Origin of the sequence: Paracandidimonas soli (assembly GCF_004342005.1) — a bacterium.
Lineage (GTDB): Bacteria > Pseudomonadota > Gammaproteobacteria > Burkholderiales > Burkholderiaceae_B > Paracandidimonas > Paracandidimonas soli.
Window position 1 is genome coordinate 90,102 of the sequence record NZ_SMBX01000008.1, and the last position, 16,477, is coordinate 106,578.

Genomic DNA, 16,477 nt, shown 5'->3' on the forward strand with positions numbered 1-16,477 from the left:
GACATCGATGAATCTGCGTGCCTTGCGCTATTTCGTGGCTATCGCCGATGCGGGGAGCATTACCGCCGCGGCGGATATCGTTTCCGTCGCCCAGCCGGCCTTGAGCCGCCAGTTGAGAGAGCTCGAAGCGGAAATGGGAGTTGCGCTGCTGGTGCGCGGCGCCAGGGGAGTGCGGCTGACGCCCGATGGCGTGGCATTTTATGAGTCGGCGGTAAGGATCCTGAGCGAGGCCGCGCGCGTCCGGCAACGACTGTCCATGCGTCCCAATACCCGCCTGAGGCAGGTCACGCTCGGCGTTTCTCCCACGCTGGCCGGCCTGCTGCTTCCGGGGCTCATGGGAAATTGCCTGTCGTCGGAAATGGACCTGCAGCTAAAGGCGCGCGAGGGTTTTACGCCCGAGCTCATCACCTGGACGGAAAAGGGGATGGCGGACCTGGCCATTCTCACGAACCCGGAACCGACGAGAAGCCTGAGCTTCCACCTGCTGCTGGGCGAGCCGTTTGCATTGGTCAGCAATGCCAGGCTTGGGCTGGATCCAGTCGTCCCGCTCGCCCAATTGCCGCGGATTCCCGTACTGATCACCAGTCTTCACAGGCGGCTGGTCGAGCGCCAGATCACGCCGCTGCAGGGACAATTGAACGTCAGGGCGGAGATCGATTCCGTCGATGCGGTGCGCGAAATGGTGATTTCGGACAGTTGGGCCACCATCATGCCGATTTCGGTATTCAGGGGAAGGTATGCGCACCCTGACGTGAGGATTTCCCAGGTTTCGGGGGTTCAGCTCAGCCGCCAGCTGGTGCTGGCAAAGCGCGTCGAGAAAGATGAGGCCCGCGAGCTGGAGCTCGTGCAAAACCTGGTTCAGGCCGAGCTGGATCGTCTGGTACGCAACCGGACGTTTTCTTTCCCGGTATAGGTCAGGCCCGCGCGAACAGTTCCAGCAGCCGGTCCAGGCCGCCCTCGTCTATGGCGACGCGCGCTTCGGCGCGCAGCACGGGTTTGCCGTGGAAGGCCACTGGCAGGCCGGCGGTGCGTATCATGGGCAAATCGTTGGCGCCGTCGCCGACGGCGATGGCCTGCTCCGGGCCGATGCCCATCTGCGCGCAGGTTTCCAGTACCTTCTGCCGCTTTCCTTCTCCGTCGAAGCAATCGCCCCAGGGTTGCGGGAGCAGCTTCCCGGTCAGGCGGCCATCGGCGATTTCCAGTACGTTGGCGCGCAGGTCGTCCAGTTGCAGCCGGGTCTTCAGTTTTTCCGCGAACCATGTGAAGCCGCTGGTGACCAGGATGCAGCGCAGGCCGGCGGCCTTGCAGGCCTGGATCAGTGTTTCCGCACCCGGCGTCGGGCGTATGCGTTCGCGCCAGACGGTCTCCAGCACGGATTCTGGAACGCCCGCGAGCATGCCGACGCGCTTGCGCAGGTTCTGCGCGTAATCGCCGCCTTCGCCGCGCATGGCGGCCGCCGTCATGGCCGCCATGGATGTGCGCAGCCCTGCGCACTCTGCAATCTCGTCCATGGATTCGACGGTGATCAGGGTGGCGTCCATGTCGAATGCGATCAGCCTGTAGTCGGCCAGATTCAGCGGAAGGGCCAGGCCGCGCGCCTGCAGGCCCGGCGCGACGGTTTGCAGCGTAGACGAAAGTGGGTTCATGATCGATGTCCGGAACGAGAATGGGTCAAAAGAAAATCGGAGGGATGGCCGGCATTGCCCTGGGTGGCCATCCATTCGACGAAGCGCTGGATCGGCTCGGTGATTGCGCTGTCGGTCCTGTAGATGGCGTAAAGCCCGGTATTGGGCAGCAACGGTTCTGCGAAGACGGGGCACAGTCTGCCGGTCTGCATGTCTTCCTCGAGCAGGCTCCATGGCGACAGGGCCAGTCCGAACTCATTGCTGGCGGCCTGTATGCACAGCAATTGATGATCGAAGGTGGCGCCGGGCAATGCGGACGGGGCGTCCACGCCTGCCAGCGTCAGCCATTGCTGCCAGTCTCCCGTCTGGCCGGAAACTTTCAGCAGGGGATGCGCGATGCAGTCCATCGGCGAGCGTATCCGGTGGCGCTGCAGGAAGCGGGGGGCGGCCACGACCACGCAGAAATCTTCCTGGAATTTCAGGCAGGTATGCCCCGGCCATTGGGCGGGGGTGTCCCGGATGACGATGTCGGCCGTATTCAGGCTGCGATCCATGGATCTCTGGTCCAGCGTGGACAGTTCGATATCGACATCCGAGTGCGCTTGCTGGAAGGCGGGCAGCTTGGGGATCAGCCATTTCATGGCCAGCGACGGCGTGGCGCAGACTCTCAGCGAGGGCCGATGCGCGGGGCGAAGCTCGGCGGCGGCGGATTCGATGCGCAGCAGGCAGGCCTGGATCTCGTCGTAGAAAGCGCGTGCCTGCGGCAGCAGGGTGACGCCGCGCGCTTCGCGCGTGAACAGGGGCTGGCCAAAGTAGTCTTCGAGACTGCGGATCTGCTGGCTGACGGCGCTATGGGTGATGTGCAGCTCTTCTGCGGCCAGCGTCAGGCTGCAGTGGCGAGCGGCTGCCTCGAATACCCGCAATGCCCGCAGAGGGGGCAAGTTGCGCGCCATAGCTGTCTCCTCTCGGTATTGGCTGGGCCTGTTTTTATCGATATGTCTGGCGCGCCGGGGTCCCCGCAAGCTCGGCGCCAAGAGACGGACCCGGCCTATTCTAGAAGATAAGCCCCTGGCCAGCTAACAGAAATACTAACAGCAGGCCTTAGCAAGTCGCGCTGGTGGATCGGTATGCCGATTCCTATACTGCACGCAAGAACAAGGAGGAGATAAGGTCATGGCATCGATCACCATAGACGGAGTAGCCAAAACTTTCGGCGCTCAGAAAGTCTTGCATGATCTTTCGCTGCATGTGCCGGATGGCGCTTTCTATACGCTGCTGGGTCCTAGCGGCTGCGGGAAGACGACATTGCTGCGCTGCATCGCGGGTTTCTATACGCCGGACTCCGGGCGGCTGCTGTTCGACAATGACGATGTGACGCAAGTGCCGGCCTACCGGCGGGATATCGGCATCGTGTTCCAGGACTATGCCCTGTTTCCCGACAAGACGGCATTCGACAACGTGGCCTATGGCTTGCGCGCGCGCGGCGTGGGCCGGCAGGAACTGAAGCGGCGCGTCGAAGAGGCGCTGGACAACGTGGGGCTGCTGGCTCTGGCTGATCGCTACCCGGCGCAGATGAGCGGCGGCCAGCGGCAGCGCGTGGCGCTGGCACGGGCGCTGGTGATACGTCCGCGCGTACTGCTCATGGACGAGCCGCTGTCCAATCTGGACGCCAAGATGCGCCTGCAGATGCGCAATGTCATTCTCGACCTGGTGCGCGAAGCGCAGATCACGACGGTGTTCGTTACGCACGACCAGGAAGAGGCCCTGGCCATGTCCGATCAAGTGGCGCTCATGGACCAGGGATCGATCGCCCAGCTTGGATCGCCGGAGGAACTGTACGGCTTGCCGGCCAATGCCTACGTGGCGGATTTCATCGGGTCCGCCAATATCATTCCCGTGCAGTCCATTCGCCTGGACGAAGCGGATGGCCAGGCGGGCGTGCTGCATTACCGTATCGGCGAATATGTATTCGAAGGCCTGCGGGGCAGCGCCGACCTGAAAGACAGCGGCCTGCTGATCGCGCGCCCCGAAGATCTGTCGCTGATCGCCGCGACGCCTTATATGCCGAACTCGATGCCGGGCGAAGTACTGCGCCGCCAGTATCTGGGGTTCAAGACGGTCTACAGCATACGTCTGGCGGATGCCTCTGAAATACGCGTGGAACTGCATGCAGGCAATATGGTGGGAAGCTTCCAGCCCGGCGATCGCGTGCAGGTTCTGGTTCCAGTGGACAGCCGCGTCGTTGCGGCCTGATCGGGGAGGCATGCCATGAAGATCGAATGGTGGCCATGGGGCCTGCTGACGCTGTTCTGCATTGCGCTGCTGCTGTTTTTCGTCGCCTATCCTTTGAGCGTATTGTTCGGCAACAGCGTGACGGATACCGACGGCACAGTGTCGCTGCAGGCGTTTTCGATGCTGCTGCAGGACAGCAAGTACCTGACGGCATTCCGCAATACGCTGATTCTCGGCGTGGTCGTCACGTGCTGCACGATACTGATAGGCGTGCCGTTCGCCTACCTGGTCGCGCGCTACGACTTCCCGCTCAAGTCCCTGGTATCGATCCTGCCGGTGCTGACGATCGTGATCCCGGAGGTCATCGTCAGCCAGTCCTGGCTGCTGGTGCTGGGCAATAACGGGGTGGTCACCAACTTCTTCGCGGACATGGGCATTTACCTGCCGTCGTTCTACGGCTGGACGGGCATGATATTTTCCATGACGCTGGTGTACTACACCTTCATCTACCTGGGCGTGCTGGCTGCCTTGCGCGGGTTCGACGGGCAACTGGAGGAGGCCGGCCTGAGCCTGGGAACGCCGCCCGGTCTGACCCGGCTGCGCGTGCTCGTGCCGGTCATCATGCCTGCCGTTCTGGTCAACGCCCTTGTGGTGTTCACGCTGGTGGTGGGGAACTTTGCGATTTCCATCATGCTGGGCAGCCAGGTGCCGCTGCTGTCGGTCATGATCTACGACACCTTCGTCAGCGAGATGGGCAGCAACCCCATGCTGCAGAGCGCCATGTCCGTGACGGTGATCGGACTGATGGCGTTCGTGCTGTTCTTCCAGAAGCGGGTGATTGAACGCAAGGTCTACACCATGGTGCAGGGCCGGGCGCCCGGAGTCGAGCGCGTGCGTTCGTGGAAGGCGCTGCTGTTCGCCGGAGGCGTCGGACTGATCGTAGTACTGTCGCTGCTGCCGCTTGCCATGGTGTTCATCGGCGCATTCACCAAGACCAAGGGCCCCGTCATGCATTGGGGGCAGTGGTCGATGGACAATATCCTGCAGGCGATCCAGATTGCGCCGCAGCCTATTCTGAACTCGCTGAAATTCGCTTCAATGGCCATGGTGATCGGCGTGAGCTTCGCGGTGCTGGCGAGCTATCTCGTCATCAAGAAACGCACGGCAATGACGCAGTTCCTGGACTATCTGGTCGTGCTGCCGCTGACGATCTCGGGCACCATCCTGGGTATTGCTCTGGTGCAGACATTCAATACCGGCTGGCTGGTGCTGGCGGGCACGTCCGCCATCATGGTGCTGTGCGGAACCGTGCGCAGGCTGCCGTTCGCCATGCGCAATGCATCGTCCATGCTCTACAACATTCCCGATTCCATCGAAGAAGCGTCCGTCAGCCTGGGCGTGTCTCCGATGAAAAGCTTCTTCAAGGTGATCCTGCCGGTGGTAAAGGCATCGATCGCATCGTCGGCCATCCTGATGTGGCTGACAACCGTATCCGAACTTTCCGCGTCTGTCGTAGCGTACAGCGGAGGGTTGGAAACCATGCCTATTGCGATTTTCCGCCAGGTCGACTCTGGCCGCCTGGGCATGGCTTCGGCGTATGGCGCGGCGCTGGTCACCGTCATATTGCTGCCGATCATCATTTCGGTGAAAGCCTTCAAAATCAATCTTTTCTCGGGCAAGTAGCCTTCCACAGGAGGATGTCATGCAAAACAAGAAATTTCTGAAAGCGACGCTGCTGTCCATGGCGCTGACCCTGGGAGCGGCCCAGGCGGAGACCGTGGTCCTGTATTCGTCCAACAATCCGGAAACGATCCAGGCGGCGGTGGACGTGGTCAAGCAGAAGACGCCCGGCCTCGACGTGCAGACGGTGACCGGCGGCACGGGCACGATGATGAAGCGCATCGAGGCCGAGGCCGCGAATCCACGCGGCGATCTTTTCTGGAGCGGCGGCTTTGGCACGCTGGGTTCCTACAGCAGCCAGCTGCAGCCGTACACGCCCGATGGGCTGGATGCGATCCCCGAGCGCTTCCGCGGCCCGGACAATCTGTGGGTCGGCACCAATGTGCACCTGATGGTGATCATGGTGAACAAGCGCCAGTTGCGCGGCCTGCCTGAGCCCACGACCTGGTCCGATCTGATGAAGCCCGAATGGAAAGGCAAGTTCGCCATTACCGATCCGGCCAAGAGCGGTACGACCTATCTGCTCGTATACGGGTTGTACAAGCAGTTCGGCCAGGAAGGGCTGGACAAGATCGCGGCCAATGCTGTGGTCACGGGTTCTTCGGGCACGACCTACAAGGGCGTGGGCAACGGCGAGTATGCCGCGGGCCTGACGCTGGAGTATGCGGCCTATGAGTACGTGGCCGGTGGCCAGAAGGAAATCAAGCTGGTCTATCCGACCGAGGGCAGCTACCTGGCTCCCGAAGGCATGTTCATCATCAAGGGTGCGAAGAACCTGGAGGCGGCCAAGAAGCTGTACGACGGCCTGATGAGCAAGGAGGTCCAGGAGGCCCTGCTGGTCAAGAATTTCCGCCGCCCGGTGCGCGAGGACATCGATGTGTCGGCGCTGACGGATCTGCCTGCCATGAAGGACGTCAAGGTGTACGAATTCGACCAGGGCGAAGCTGCGGCCGACTACGAGAAGGTCGTGGCCGCCTGGAACGAGGCGGTCGCCAAGGGCAAGTAATGCCTGCGTGAGCCGGTTTTCTGCGCAAGCCCTGGTCTTCGGACCAGGGCTTTTCATTGCCTGGCTATTGCGCCTGCAGCAGCCGCACCGCGTGCCGTGCGGCCACCCATTCTTCGTTGGTGGGTTCGATGCCGATCAGGACGGTGCTGTCCTGTGCGGAAATGACGGGCGCGTCGGCCGTGTTTGCCGGCTCGTCCAGCGCCACGCCGAGAAACGCCAGGTCACGGCATATGCGTTCGCGGATGAAGGCGTTGTGTTCGCCGACGCCGGCGGTGAAGATCAGCATGTCCAGTCCGCCGAGCACTGCGGTCAGCGCGCCGATTTCCTTGACGATGCGGCGCACGTAAAGATCCAGGGCGATCCGCGCGCGTTCCCCCGTTTCGCCTTCATCCTGTTCGTGCCTGACGATGACCCTGGGTTCGGGCGAGATGCCCGATACGCCAAGGAGCCCGGACTGGTGGTAGAGAATCCGGCCGACCTGCTCCAGTGAGAGCTTTTCGATTTCCATCAGGTACAGGATGGCGCCTGGATCCAGGGACCCGGTGCGCGTACCCATCATCAGCCCTTCCAGCGCGGAAAACCCCATGGTGGTGGCAGCGCTTTCGAGATTGCGCATGGCGCACAGGCTGGCGCCGCTGCCCAGATGGGCGACGATGGTGCGTCCGCGCGCGGCGTCGCCGTGGCGTTCGGCCAGCGCCGTCGCCATATATTCGTAGGACAGGCCGTGGAACCCGTAGCGGCGCAGGCCGCGCTGCCAGGCATCGAACGGCAGCGGCAGGATCTGCTCGACCTGCGGGACAGTATGGTGGAAACCCGTGTCGAAGCAGGCGATCTGCGGCAGGCCGGGGCGTTCGTTCAGCAGGATGGCTATGGCCTCCAGCGCGAACGGCTGGTGCAGCGGTGCCAGTGGAATATAGCTTTCGAGGTCGGCGAGTATGCCGCCATCCACTCGTATCGGCCGGAAGTATTTGCTGCCGCCGTGCACGACGCGATGCGCGATGGCGCCGAGAGGCCGGCCGTCCAGCCTCGCCAGGACGCGCTGGCGGATGACGGTAAGAGCGCTGCGATAGGGGTGCGCCGCATCGAGCTCGATGCGGTAGGGCTCGACGCCGGTTTCGCCGAAGTCGGGCGTGGGGCCGCCGATGCCCTGCACCTTGCCGTTCCATAGCGGCGTGCGCGGCAGCGGATCGCCGGATGCGTCGAATACGGCGAACTTGATGCTCGAAGAGCCGCAATTCAATACCAGTACGAGAAAATCGGAGCGGGAGGCTGTCATGGCCATGGCTGTCTTTATATGTGGATTTCCGGAAGGGTGCAGCGCGCTAGGGCGGCGTATTGCGATAGTGGTGCGCAAGCAGCACCGCCAGGGCGCATGACACCAGGCGGCAGGCCCTGGAGTCGGCGCGGCTGGTCAGGACAATGGGGACCCTGGCGCCGAGCACGATGCCCGCGCTGGCGGCATTGCCCAGGAAGATCAGTTGCTTGGCCAGCATATTGCCGCTTTCGAGGTCCGGGACGACGAGGATGTCGGCCTGGCCGGCGACTTCGGAAACGATGCCTTTGGTCTGCGCCGCGGCGATGGAGATGGCATTGTCGAAGGCGAGCGGCCCGTCGAGCATGCCGCCGGTGATCTGCCCGCGGTCGGCCATCTTGCACAGCGCGGCGGCGTCCAGCGTGGCCGGCATCGCCGGGCTGACGGTTTCCACAGCGGCCAGGATAGCCACCTTGGGCAGGTTTACGCCGATGACGTGGGCCAGTTCGATGGCATTGCGGACGATGTCGGCTTTTTGCAGCAGGTCGGGCGCCAGGTTGATGGCGGCATCGGTCACGATGAAGGGGCGAGGGTAATGCGGCGTTTGCAGCAGAAAGCAATGGCTGACCCTGCGCTTGGTACGCAGCCCCGAGACGGACGACACCACGGCGGACATCAGTTCGTCTGTGTGCAGGCTGCCTTTCATCATGGCCTCGGCCTTGCCTTCGTGGACGAGCTGGACGGCGCGCGCGGCGGCGGCATGGCTGTGCGGCACGTCTTCGATGGGGATGCCGGACAAGTCCAGCCCCGCGTTCTCGGCGATGGAGCGCAGCTTTGCCTGCGGAGCGACCAGGATGGGCCGTATCAGGCCCGCGGCGCGCGCATCGAGGGCCGACGACAGGCTGGTTACGTCGCAAGGATGGACGACGGCGGTATCGACGGCTTCCATGGCGCTGGCGGCGTCGAGCAGGTATTGCAGGCCGTTGCAGTCGCAGGCGCTTTGATCCGTGGAGTGGCAGGCAACGTCAGACGCAGGGCCGGGCGCATTTGATGAAGTGATTGTTTGGTCCATGGCGGCGCTCATGCGTCTCCCCGCAGTGCTGGATGATTGGATAGGGCGGAGTCAAGGTGGCGATGGAAGCGTTCCTGGATCAGGAGCGCCCATATTCGCCACGCCAATAGAGTATACGAGTTTGACCACGCGCCAAAGCGCAAGCCTCGGCCTTCAGGCCGAGGTCGAGCGAGGCAGTACCCATGTGGCGCCGCAGGCGCCCCTGTATTTTGGCGAAGACGCTCCGGCCCTTGGGCCGGAGTTCTTCGCTTCCGGATGCAGAGAATACCTTGAGCGGAATATCGTGAGCATTGATTTCAGTCAATTGTTTTCTGTATCATTATATATATACTTAAATATATAGCGATTGGCAGTAATACAGTTGCGTGATGGCATAAGCAAGTCACTGTTTGGCGAGCGTGCAAACAGTTCCATTCCAGGGAAAGGTCGCCATGGCTTGCGTTGGTTTCCATGAACAGCAGAGGTGCCGGCGTGGCTGAGCATCAACTAGGCATTAGTGTGCCGGGTTCATGGCGAGCCTGGCTGCTGTCTCCTTTTCTGGCCTTGGCCGCTGCGGTGCTGGCCTTGTCCATTGGCTCATATCCTGTCCCCTGGTGGGAGACTGTCCATTTTTTCCTGGCAACGGCGGGCTTGGTTGCCATGGATCCGGAGCGCCATGCGCTGTTGCATCACCTGATCATCGAAATCCGCTTTCCACGCGTGTTTGCCGCCATTCTGGTGGGGGCGTCGCTTTCGGTTTCGGGGGCCGCCTACCAGGCGATGTTCCGAAATTCGCTGGTATCGCCCGGCCTGCTCGGCGTGCTGGCAGGCGCGGCAACGGGGGCAGCTCTTGGCATTCTCGCTGAGGGCGGCTGGCTGGTGGTGCAGGCCGGGGCTTTTCTGATGGGGCTGCTTGCCGTGTCCGTCGGCGTCGGCATTGCTCATCTGTTCGGCGGCGGTTCCATCATCATGCTGATTCTTGGCGGGATTCTCAGCGGCGCGCTGTTCGCCTCGCTGCTGACGATCATCAAGTATATGGCGGATCCGTACAGCCAATTGCCGGCCATTACCTATTGGCTGATGGGAAATCTCGGGCAGACCACGGTCGGCGATGTGGCCTGGGCCGCCGTCCCCTTGCTGGGCGGCATAGTCCTGCTGTGCCTGATGGGCCGGGCGCTGGATGCGTTGTCGATGGGCGACGATGAAGCGCGCGCGCTTGGCATGCCCGTAACCGCAATACGCCTGGCGACTATCGCGACGGCGACGCTGGTTTCGGCCCTGACCGTCTCCATCGCGGGGATGATTGGCTGGATCGGGCTGATCGTTCCCCATATCGCCCGCCTGCTGGTAGGGCCTGGCAATGCGCGCCTGTTGCCTGCCGCCGCCTGTCTGGGCGCTGCGTTTCTTCTTTTTGCCGATGGCGTCGCGCGCAATCTGTTCCGCGCGGAAGTACCCATCGGTATCGTCACGGAAATCCTGGGCATTCCTGTGTTCCTGTTCGTTCTACATCGCGTGCGGAGGGGATGGGCATGAGTCCGCCAGGCTTGTCGGCCAGGAACATCGGCTTTTCTTACCGAGGCCGTCTGGTCCTGTCGGATGCATCGCTGTCCCTGTCCGCCGGGGAACTGGTGTGCCTGTTGGGCGTCAACGGCGCCGGAAAGAGCACGCTGCTCAAGATCATGCTGGGCCTGCTTGCGCCGGATACGGGCGTCGTGGCGCTGGACGGCGCGCCTTTCTCCGGTTGGCGGCGCAGGGATGTGGCGCGGCGGGTGGCCTATGTGCCACAGGCGCACATGGCGTCTTTCCCCTACACCGTCATGCAGGTGGCGATGATGGGGCGCCTGCCGAACCGTGGATTCATGAAAGCGCCGGGGCGGGCGGATATCGAGTGCGTCCGGCACATGCTGGCGCGGCTTGGCATCGCGTCCCTGTCGGAACGCGCCTATACCGAAATCTCCGGAGGAGAAAGACAACTGACGCTGATCGCCCGGGCGCTGGCGCAGGAAGCACGGCTGCTGGTCATGGACGAACCGCTGTCCGGGCTCGATTACGGCAATCAGGTGCGCTTGCTGGCTCGGCTGGAAGCGCTGGTCGAGGACGGCTATGGCGTGCTGATGACGACGCACGATCCCAACCAGCCGCTGTCCGGGTGCCAGCGCGTGGCCATGCTGGCCGGCGGCAAGGTTTCCGCGGATGGACGGCCAGACGAAGTGCTGACGCCAGATGCAATCGAGGGGCTGTACGGGGTTCGCGTGGATTTGCTGCGTACCGCCGAAGGCAAGGGGATCGCCTTCAGACCCATGTTCCCACAATAAGCGAAGACTAGGGAGTCATTGAAGTGAAGAGGAAATATCAACTCAAGCCAATCGCGGCCTGTCTCTTGATACTGCCCGCGGCAGCCATGGCGCAAAGCGGGCAGGTCAGTACCTTGTCTCCGGTGCAGGTCACGCCGGATACGTTCACATCCAAGGAGAGGGCGCAGGCCACCAGCGATTTCGTCATCGAGGCGGATGCCATCCGCCGCTCGCCCGCCACCAACCTCAGCGAACTGCTGATCGAGCAAGGCTTTGCCGTGGAGGCCACGCCGACGGACCATGGCGAGAATACACTGGTCCTGCGAGGGTTCCATACCGAGCATCTCATGACCGAAGTCAACGGCAAGCTGCTCATCCTGATCGACGGACGGCGTTCGGGCGTGGCCAACATCCGCCAGATTGCGCTGAGCAACGTGGAGCGCGTCGAAGTGCTGCGTGGTCCTGACATGTTCCGCTATTCCATGGGTTCTCCGGGCGGCGTCATCAATGTGGTGACGCGCAAGGGCGGACCGGAGCGCTTCGGCGGTTCCATACGAATGGGCTATGGCAGCTTCGATACCCAGCGCATCGGCATCGACCTGCATGGCAAGGTCGATGACTTTGATTATCTGGTGGGCTATGAACGCGGACGCGTTGCCCGCGACTACAAGGACGGCGAAGGCGAGAAAGTCCACAATACAAAAACCGACGGCACCGAGCGCCTGAACTTCAACCTGGGCTATACCTTCGGCGAGCGCCACCGCATCAGTGTCGATGGCTATCATTACAAGGTGGACGCAGCGCATCGCCCCTCTTATGTCGACGAGGAGGGCGAAATCCGCGACGCCAACTACACCGACCGCGAAACGCAGCTGTTCTACCTGAACTACGATGGCTCCAGCCAGGACGGGCATCTTTCCTGGAATGCCAACATCGGCCAGGGCAAGGATGTCTACGAGACCTGGTCCGGCAATCTTTACCCCAAGGGCCAGAAGGTATCGACCGACCGGGCGCAAGGCAGCCTGAGCTATACCTCCTCCAGGTTTGACCTCACTGGCGGCGTGGACTACATCAAGTACGACGTCGAGAATTCATCCTCCGCGCGCGGGGCCTTCCTGCAGAAGGGCGGAAGGGATCCGGAATGGGCCGGCAAGGGATTCCCGATGCATCCCACCAGCGAAACCACGCAGTGGGGCGCCTACATGGTGGGTACGCTCAAGCTCATGGAGGGCGCGCTGAACCTGTCCGGCGGCCTGCGCTACGAATATGTGCGCGCCAAGGACAAAGCGGTGGGCGACGAGCATTACGACCGGGTACCCTATTTCAGCAGTCGCGGCATCACGTCGCGCGACCAGTTGCCCACGAAACGCAGCTTCAGCCATGTCTCGCCCACCTTGGGCGTGTCCTACCTTCCGACGGAATGGCTCAAGCTGCGCGCCAATTACACGCAAGGTTGGCGCGCGCCTTCGGGCCGGCAGCTGTTCGCCAGCAGCTTCTACGAGGATTACGGCGCTCCGGGTGATCCCCGCCTGAGTCCCGAGTTCACCAAGGCGTTTGAAGCCGGGTTCGACATCGCGCATGAGCATTGGCGTCTGTCGGCAACCTACTTCCGCTACGACGTGAAGGACAACATCTATATCTATCCCGGCGTTCGGGAAGACGGCACGGGCGCCCAGGGCCGTGTCATGATGAATGTCGACAAGCGCATCCAGGAAGGGTTCGAGGTGCAGGCCAGCGCCAATGTGGCTCCCCTGCTGGGCTATAGCAGCGTCGAACTGCGCCCGTACTTCAATGTGACGCACATGACGCGCAAGGACGAGGTAGTGCGCGAAGGCGGGCCGGGCATGCTGGGCGCCTGGTGGCCGATCACGCGCGTGCCGGACACCACCATGAGCTATGGCGTCCGTTTTCATCATCCGGCCTCGCAGTTCTCCGGCAACCTGAACTTCAGCTACTACGGCAAGCAGTATGGCGGGCGCGCCAACGTCACCGACGGGCCGCTGGTTGGCTTCGGACGATTCACGGTGGCCAATCTGAGCCTGCGCAAGCGCCTGTGGGGTTCGGACGTGTCGAACAGCCTGGATGTGAAGCTGGATATCAACAATCTGTTCGATCGCCAGTACTCCTATCTGGGCAAGGTGCCGGATGATGCCTACGCCTATCCCGGGCGTAGTTTCTACCTGTCCATGATCTACAACTTCTGATGACGGAGGCGTCCCGCCCGGGTGTTTCCGGGGCGGGACATGGCTTCGGAAAAGGAGATTCATGAAGCGCATGAAGCATCTGCTGTTGCGATCCTTGCTATCGGCGTGCGCCGCCACGACGGCTGGCGCCCTTTGGGCGCAAACGCCGGGAGAGTGTGTGCGAACGCCCGACGGCGCCATGGTAACGGACATGGCGGGGCGCACAGTAGTCCTGCCCGGGACGGTACGCAGAGTGGCGACCGTGGGGTCCGTTCCCGTCATCAATGGTTATTTGCTGGCGTTGGACGCCGGAGACCGGATCGTCAATGGGCTGCCCGGGCGTTTCACGGCGTCGGGCCGCTGGGCGCTGCATTTGCGCATCGCCTCTCATCTGGCCGATCTGCCCGTGCTGCAAGGGCAGGCGGACACCGGGGTAAATCTGGAGAACCTCATGCTGCTGTCTCCGGATGTCGTGATCACTATGGACCGCATGCGCATCCGTTCTCTGGAAGCAGCCAGGATCCCGGTGCTGTATCTGGAGTGGGGAAGCGAAGTCGATATCCGTCGCAATATGCATGTACTGGGCTGCGCGCTGGATCGAATGGCGCAAGGCGAAGACTATCTGCGCTATTTCGACGGAGTCATGCAGAAGGTGCGCACGGTGACGGACGACATCCCGCCTGGCCAGCGCCCCAGGGTGCTGTACTTCAATCCGCATTCCATGACGACCCCGTTGCTGATCGCCAACTGGTGGATTGCGCAGGCGGGGGGGCAAAGCGTGACCGAAGGGTGGGCCGCCGGCGGCAATGCCCAATATTCCCATGAGCGCTTGCTGCAATGGGATCCGGAGGTGCTGATCGTCGGCTCGCCGGAGCAGGTCGAAGCGGTCTATCGCGACGAGCGGTTCTCCAGGCTGGCGGCAGTGAAGGGCCGGAGGGTGCATGCGACGCCCATGGGCAGCCATTCCTGGGGCCAGCGCACGGTAGAACAGCCGTTGACGGTGCTGTGGGCGGCGGGCCTGATTCACCCGCAACTGTTTCTCCCAGAGGATCTGGCGGGTGAGATCAAAGCATTCTACCGGCGGTTTTTCGGATACGAAGTGTCCGATGCCGATATTGCCATGATGCTGGCGTCAGGAACGCAGGGACAGGCACAACTGCAGAATCCCGCCCATGTCGGGCGGCAATGAAAACATCGAGGAGCATTCCTATGGAACTGAAAGTACACAAATCCGTGATGGACCAGTTGAACGAGCCGCAAGCCATGGCGGCCATACGCCGGGTCAGCGATGGCTATAAATCGTTTCAGGCATTGCTGGCGGGATTTCGCTGCGGCCTGTTCGACTGGCTGGCGCAGCATGGCCCTGCTGCGCGCCCGGATATTGCTTCCGCCCTGGATCTCAGGGGCGCGCACCTGGCTGGCTTCCTGCAGGCGCTGGAGGATCTGGGAGCCTTGTCCAGGGCGGATGGCGGCTATGTGCTGGCCGATGGCATGGATCAGGTGCTGTGCAAGGGCAACCCCTGGTATCAGGGGGCAGTGTTCGAAGACATGCTTGCCGGGTCCAATGGTTGGTCTTCCCTGGATCGGTTCATGTCGGCAAGCTGGACGGCGGCGGAAGCAGCGAGGCCCGCGTTGGCGCCGCGGCAGCACCCGTTCTTCGGCGAGGCCGATCGACTGGCCAGCTACCTGCGCGATCATCTGGCGGCGCGTCAGGGAGCGCTGCGCGTGCTGTGCTTCGACGGTGGGGAAGGGCAACTGGCGGTTGCGCTTTGCCGGCAGTTGCCCGGCGCCGTGGTGACGGCCGTCGTCGCGGAACAGGGGCTGGAGCAGGCCAGGGCCGCGGTCGCCGCATCCGGATTCGAGCAGCGCTGCAGCGTGCGGCGGGGTTCCGCGCTGACGCCGCTAGAAGGAGAATACGATCTCGGAGTATTGTTCCACGCGTTGTATCCGTTGCGGAGGAATACGAATGACGCGCTGGCCGCCGTTGCCGGCCGGCTGGCGCCCGAAGGGGAATTGTTCTGCGCGCATTGGTTCTGCCTGGAGGCGTGCGATACCGCCCCGGGAGGCCTGCGCGACCTGGACAAGGCCGTGCTGACCGACAGCCATCCCATGTGCCATGTAGAGACTTTCTGCGAGCGTTTCGGCAAGATCGGCCTGCTCGATGCCGACCGCGCCGACCTGCATGGCGAATATGGCGTTACCAAGCTGCATTTCGCGCGCAAGCCCGAAGCAAGCCAGGAGTAGATCAATGGAAACCTTATTGAGTCCTTCCCGTCGTGCCATGCCCGAAGATGCGTCCGGTACGCTGCTGGCCGCGCTGCACAGGGCCATCGTCGAGGCGCTGGGACCCGAAGTGGAGACACTGACGATAGAACGTGCGGTGCTTGGCGTATTCTTTACCGGCGTCAAGCTCAGCAATGGCGCGGGCGGCCTGTGCGCCACGCCGATCAAAAGCGTACCCGAGGCCGTATGCTGCCCCAGCTCCGCCCATGCCATGCCGACGCCGGGCAAGATTACCGGCCGCCCGGTACAGCAGATACTAGGCGATCTTTACCGGCCGCAGGATCTGCGCCGCACCCTGGCCATCGCCACGCTGAATGCGCTGGCGGAGACCTTGTGGCGGCGCGATGGGCCTGCGGCGGGAGTGGAGGTCATGGGCGAGGACGGTTTCGAAGCGCTGGCGCTGGCGCTGGAGCCGGAGCACCGGGTGGCCCTGGTCGGCGCGTTTCCGCCTTATATGAAGGAACTGCGCCGACGCAAGCAGCCGTTCAACATTCTGGAGCTGGACCCCGCAGTGCTCAAGCCGGATGAGCTGCCGTTCTACGTCCCTGCGGACCGAGCCGCGGAAATCGTGCCCAAGGCGGACGTGCTCATCACGACCGGAACGACGCTGATCAACGGATCGCTGGACGGCCTGCTGGGCATGCTGAAGCCCGGCGCGCAGGCCGCAGTGATCGGCCCGACCGCGACGCTGTTCATGCCGCCTTATGCGCAGCGGGGCGTGACGGTGGTGGGCGGCACGCGTGTGCATGATCCGGATACCTTGCTGACGCTGCTGGCGGAGGGCGGGTCCGGTTATCATTTCTTTGAAAAAACCGTCGAGCGTGTGACGTTGCGGGTTTCCCAGGGGCAGTAAGCCGCGGCGCTTTCGCGC

The 16,477-nt window shown here is 62.8% G+C and carries 14 protein-coding genes and 1 pseudogene; 10 read left to right on the forward strand and 5 right to left on the reverse strand.

Going from position 1 to position 16,477, the window contains the following annotated elements; genetic code table 11:
* Nucleotides 1-7: 7 nt before the first annotated feature.
* Complete coding sequence (locus EV686_RS14555; RefSeq protein ID WP_132477686.1) at nucleotides 8-913, forward strand: LysR family transcriptional regulator; 906 nt, start codon at nucleotides 8-10, stop codon at nucleotides 911-913.
* Between the two features lies 1 nt (nucleotide 914).
* Here the strand turns inward: EV686_RS14555 and serB are convergent, their stop codons facing one another.
* Both serB and EV686_RS14565 read right to left on the reverse strand, forming a co-directional pair.
* Nucleotides 915-1,646, reverse strand: coding sequence for a phosphoserine phosphatase SerB (serB, locus tag EV686_RS14560; RefSeq protein ID WP_132477687.1), 732 nt, complete (start codon nucleotides 1,644-1,646; stop codon nucleotides 915-917).
* On the reverse strand, nucleotides 1,643-2,578 hold the full coding sequence (locus tag EV686_RS14565; RefSeq protein WP_132477688.1) for a LysR substrate-binding domain-containing protein: 936 nt from the start codon (nucleotides 2,576-2,578) through the stop codon (nucleotides 1,643-1,645). Before EV686_RS14565 ends, serB begins: the two co-directional genes overlap by 4 nt.
* Before the next feature lie 220 nt (nucleotides 2,579-2,798).
* On the opposite strand from EV686_RS14565, the gene EV686_RS14570 reads away from it, so the two are divergent.
* Genes EV686_RS14570 through EV686_RS14580 form a run of 3 tightly spaced genes read left to right on the forward strand, consistent with a single transcriptional unit; the run spans nucleotide 2,799 to nucleotide 6,543 of the window.
* Nucleotides 2,799-3,878, forward strand: coding sequence for an ABC transporter ATP-binding protein (locus EV686_RS14570; protein WP_132477689.1), 1,080 nt, complete (start codon nucleotides 2,799-2,801; stop codon nucleotides 3,876-3,878).
* A gap of 15 nt (nucleotides 3,879-3,893) precedes the next feature.
* The gene (locus tag EV686_RS14575; RefSeq protein ID WP_132477690.1) at nucleotides 3,894-5,540 is read left to right on the forward strand and encodes an ABC transporter permease; all 1,647 of its coding nucleotides are present in this window, start codon (nucleotides 3,894-3,896) and stop codon (nucleotides 5,538-5,540) included.
* A gap of 19 nt (nucleotides 5,541-5,559) precedes the next feature.
* Nucleotides 5,560-6,543: an extracellular solute-binding protein gene (locus EV686_RS14580; protein WP_132477691.1), complete on the forward strand. Its 984-nt coding sequence runs from the start codon at nucleotides 5,560-5,562 to the stop codon at nucleotides 6,541-6,543.
* 64 nt (nucleotides 6,544-6,607) lie between these two features.
* Here the strand turns inward: EV686_RS14580 and EV686_RS14585 are convergent, their stop codons facing one another.
* From EV686_RS14585 to EV686_RS14595, 3 genes and pseudogenes are all read right to left on the reverse strand, one after another.
* Nucleotides 6,608-7,819: an acetate/propionate family kinase gene (locus EV686_RS14585; RefSeq protein WP_132477692.1), complete on the reverse strand. Its 1,212-nt coding sequence runs from the start codon at nucleotides 7,817-7,819 to the stop codon at nucleotides 6,608-6,610.
* 46 nt (nucleotides 7,820-7,865) lie between these two features.
* Nucleotides 7,866-8,777 (reverse strand): annotated as a pseudogene (locus EV686_RS14590) (bifunctional enoyl-CoA hydratase/phosphate acetyltransferase); the annotation flags it as partial.
* A 169-nt stretch (nucleotides 8,778-8,946) separates the two neighbouring features.
* Nucleotides 8,947-9,171, reverse strand: coding sequence for a hypothetical protein (locus tag EV686_RS14595; protein WP_132477693.1), 225 nt, complete (start codon nucleotides 9,169-9,171; stop codon nucleotides 8,947-8,949).
* Between the two features lie 167 nt (nucleotides 9,172-9,338).
* On the opposite strand from EV686_RS14595, the gene EV686_RS14600 reads away from it, so the two are divergent.
* The 6 genes from EV686_RS14600 (at nucleotide 9,339) to EV686_RS14625 (ending at nucleotide 16,459) form a co-directional block, all read left to right on the forward strand.
* Nucleotides 9,339-10,379, forward strand: a complete 1,041-nt coding sequence (locus tag EV686_RS14600; protein ID WP_207901792.1) for a FecCD family ABC transporter permease — start codon at nucleotides 9,339-9,341, stop codon at nucleotides 10,377-10,379.
* A complete protein-coding gene (locus EV686_RS14605) occupies nucleotides 10,376-11,161 on the forward strand; it encodes an ABC transporter ATP-binding protein (RefSeq protein WP_132477695.1) in 786 nt (261 codons plus the stop codon). The genes EV686_RS14600 and EV686_RS14605 overlap by 4 nt, the downstream gene beginning before the upstream one ends.
* A gap of 23 nt (nucleotides 11,162-11,184) precedes the next feature.
* Nucleotides 11,185-13,344, forward strand: coding sequence for a TonB-dependent receptor (locus EV686_RS14610; RefSeq protein WP_132477696.1), 2,160 nt, complete (start codon nucleotides 11,185-11,187; stop codon nucleotides 13,342-13,344).
* Between the two features lie 61 nt (nucleotides 13,345-13,405).
* Nucleotides 13,406-14,512: an ABC transporter substrate-binding protein gene (locus EV686_RS14615; RefSeq protein WP_132477697.1), complete on the forward strand. Its 1,107-nt coding sequence runs from the start codon at nucleotides 13,406-13,408 to the stop codon at nucleotides 14,510-14,512.
* Between the two features lie 20 nt (nucleotides 14,513-14,532).
* Nucleotides 14,533-15,567 carry an SAM-dependent methyltransferase gene (locus tag EV686_RS14620; RefSeq protein WP_132477698.1) on the forward strand — a complete coding sequence of 345 codons (1,035 nt, stop codon included), beginning with the start codon at nucleotides 14,533-14,535 and terminating at the stop codon, nucleotides 15,565-15,567.
* A 4-nt stretch (nucleotides 15,568-15,571) separates the two neighbouring features.
* Nucleotides 15,572-16,459 (forward strand): DUF364 domain-containing protein, encoded by an 888-nt coding sequence (locus EV686_RS14625; protein WP_132477699.1) that lies wholly within the window; start codon nucleotides 15,572-15,574, stop codon nucleotides 16,457-16,459.
* Nucleotides 16,460-16,477 lie beyond the last annotated feature (18 nt).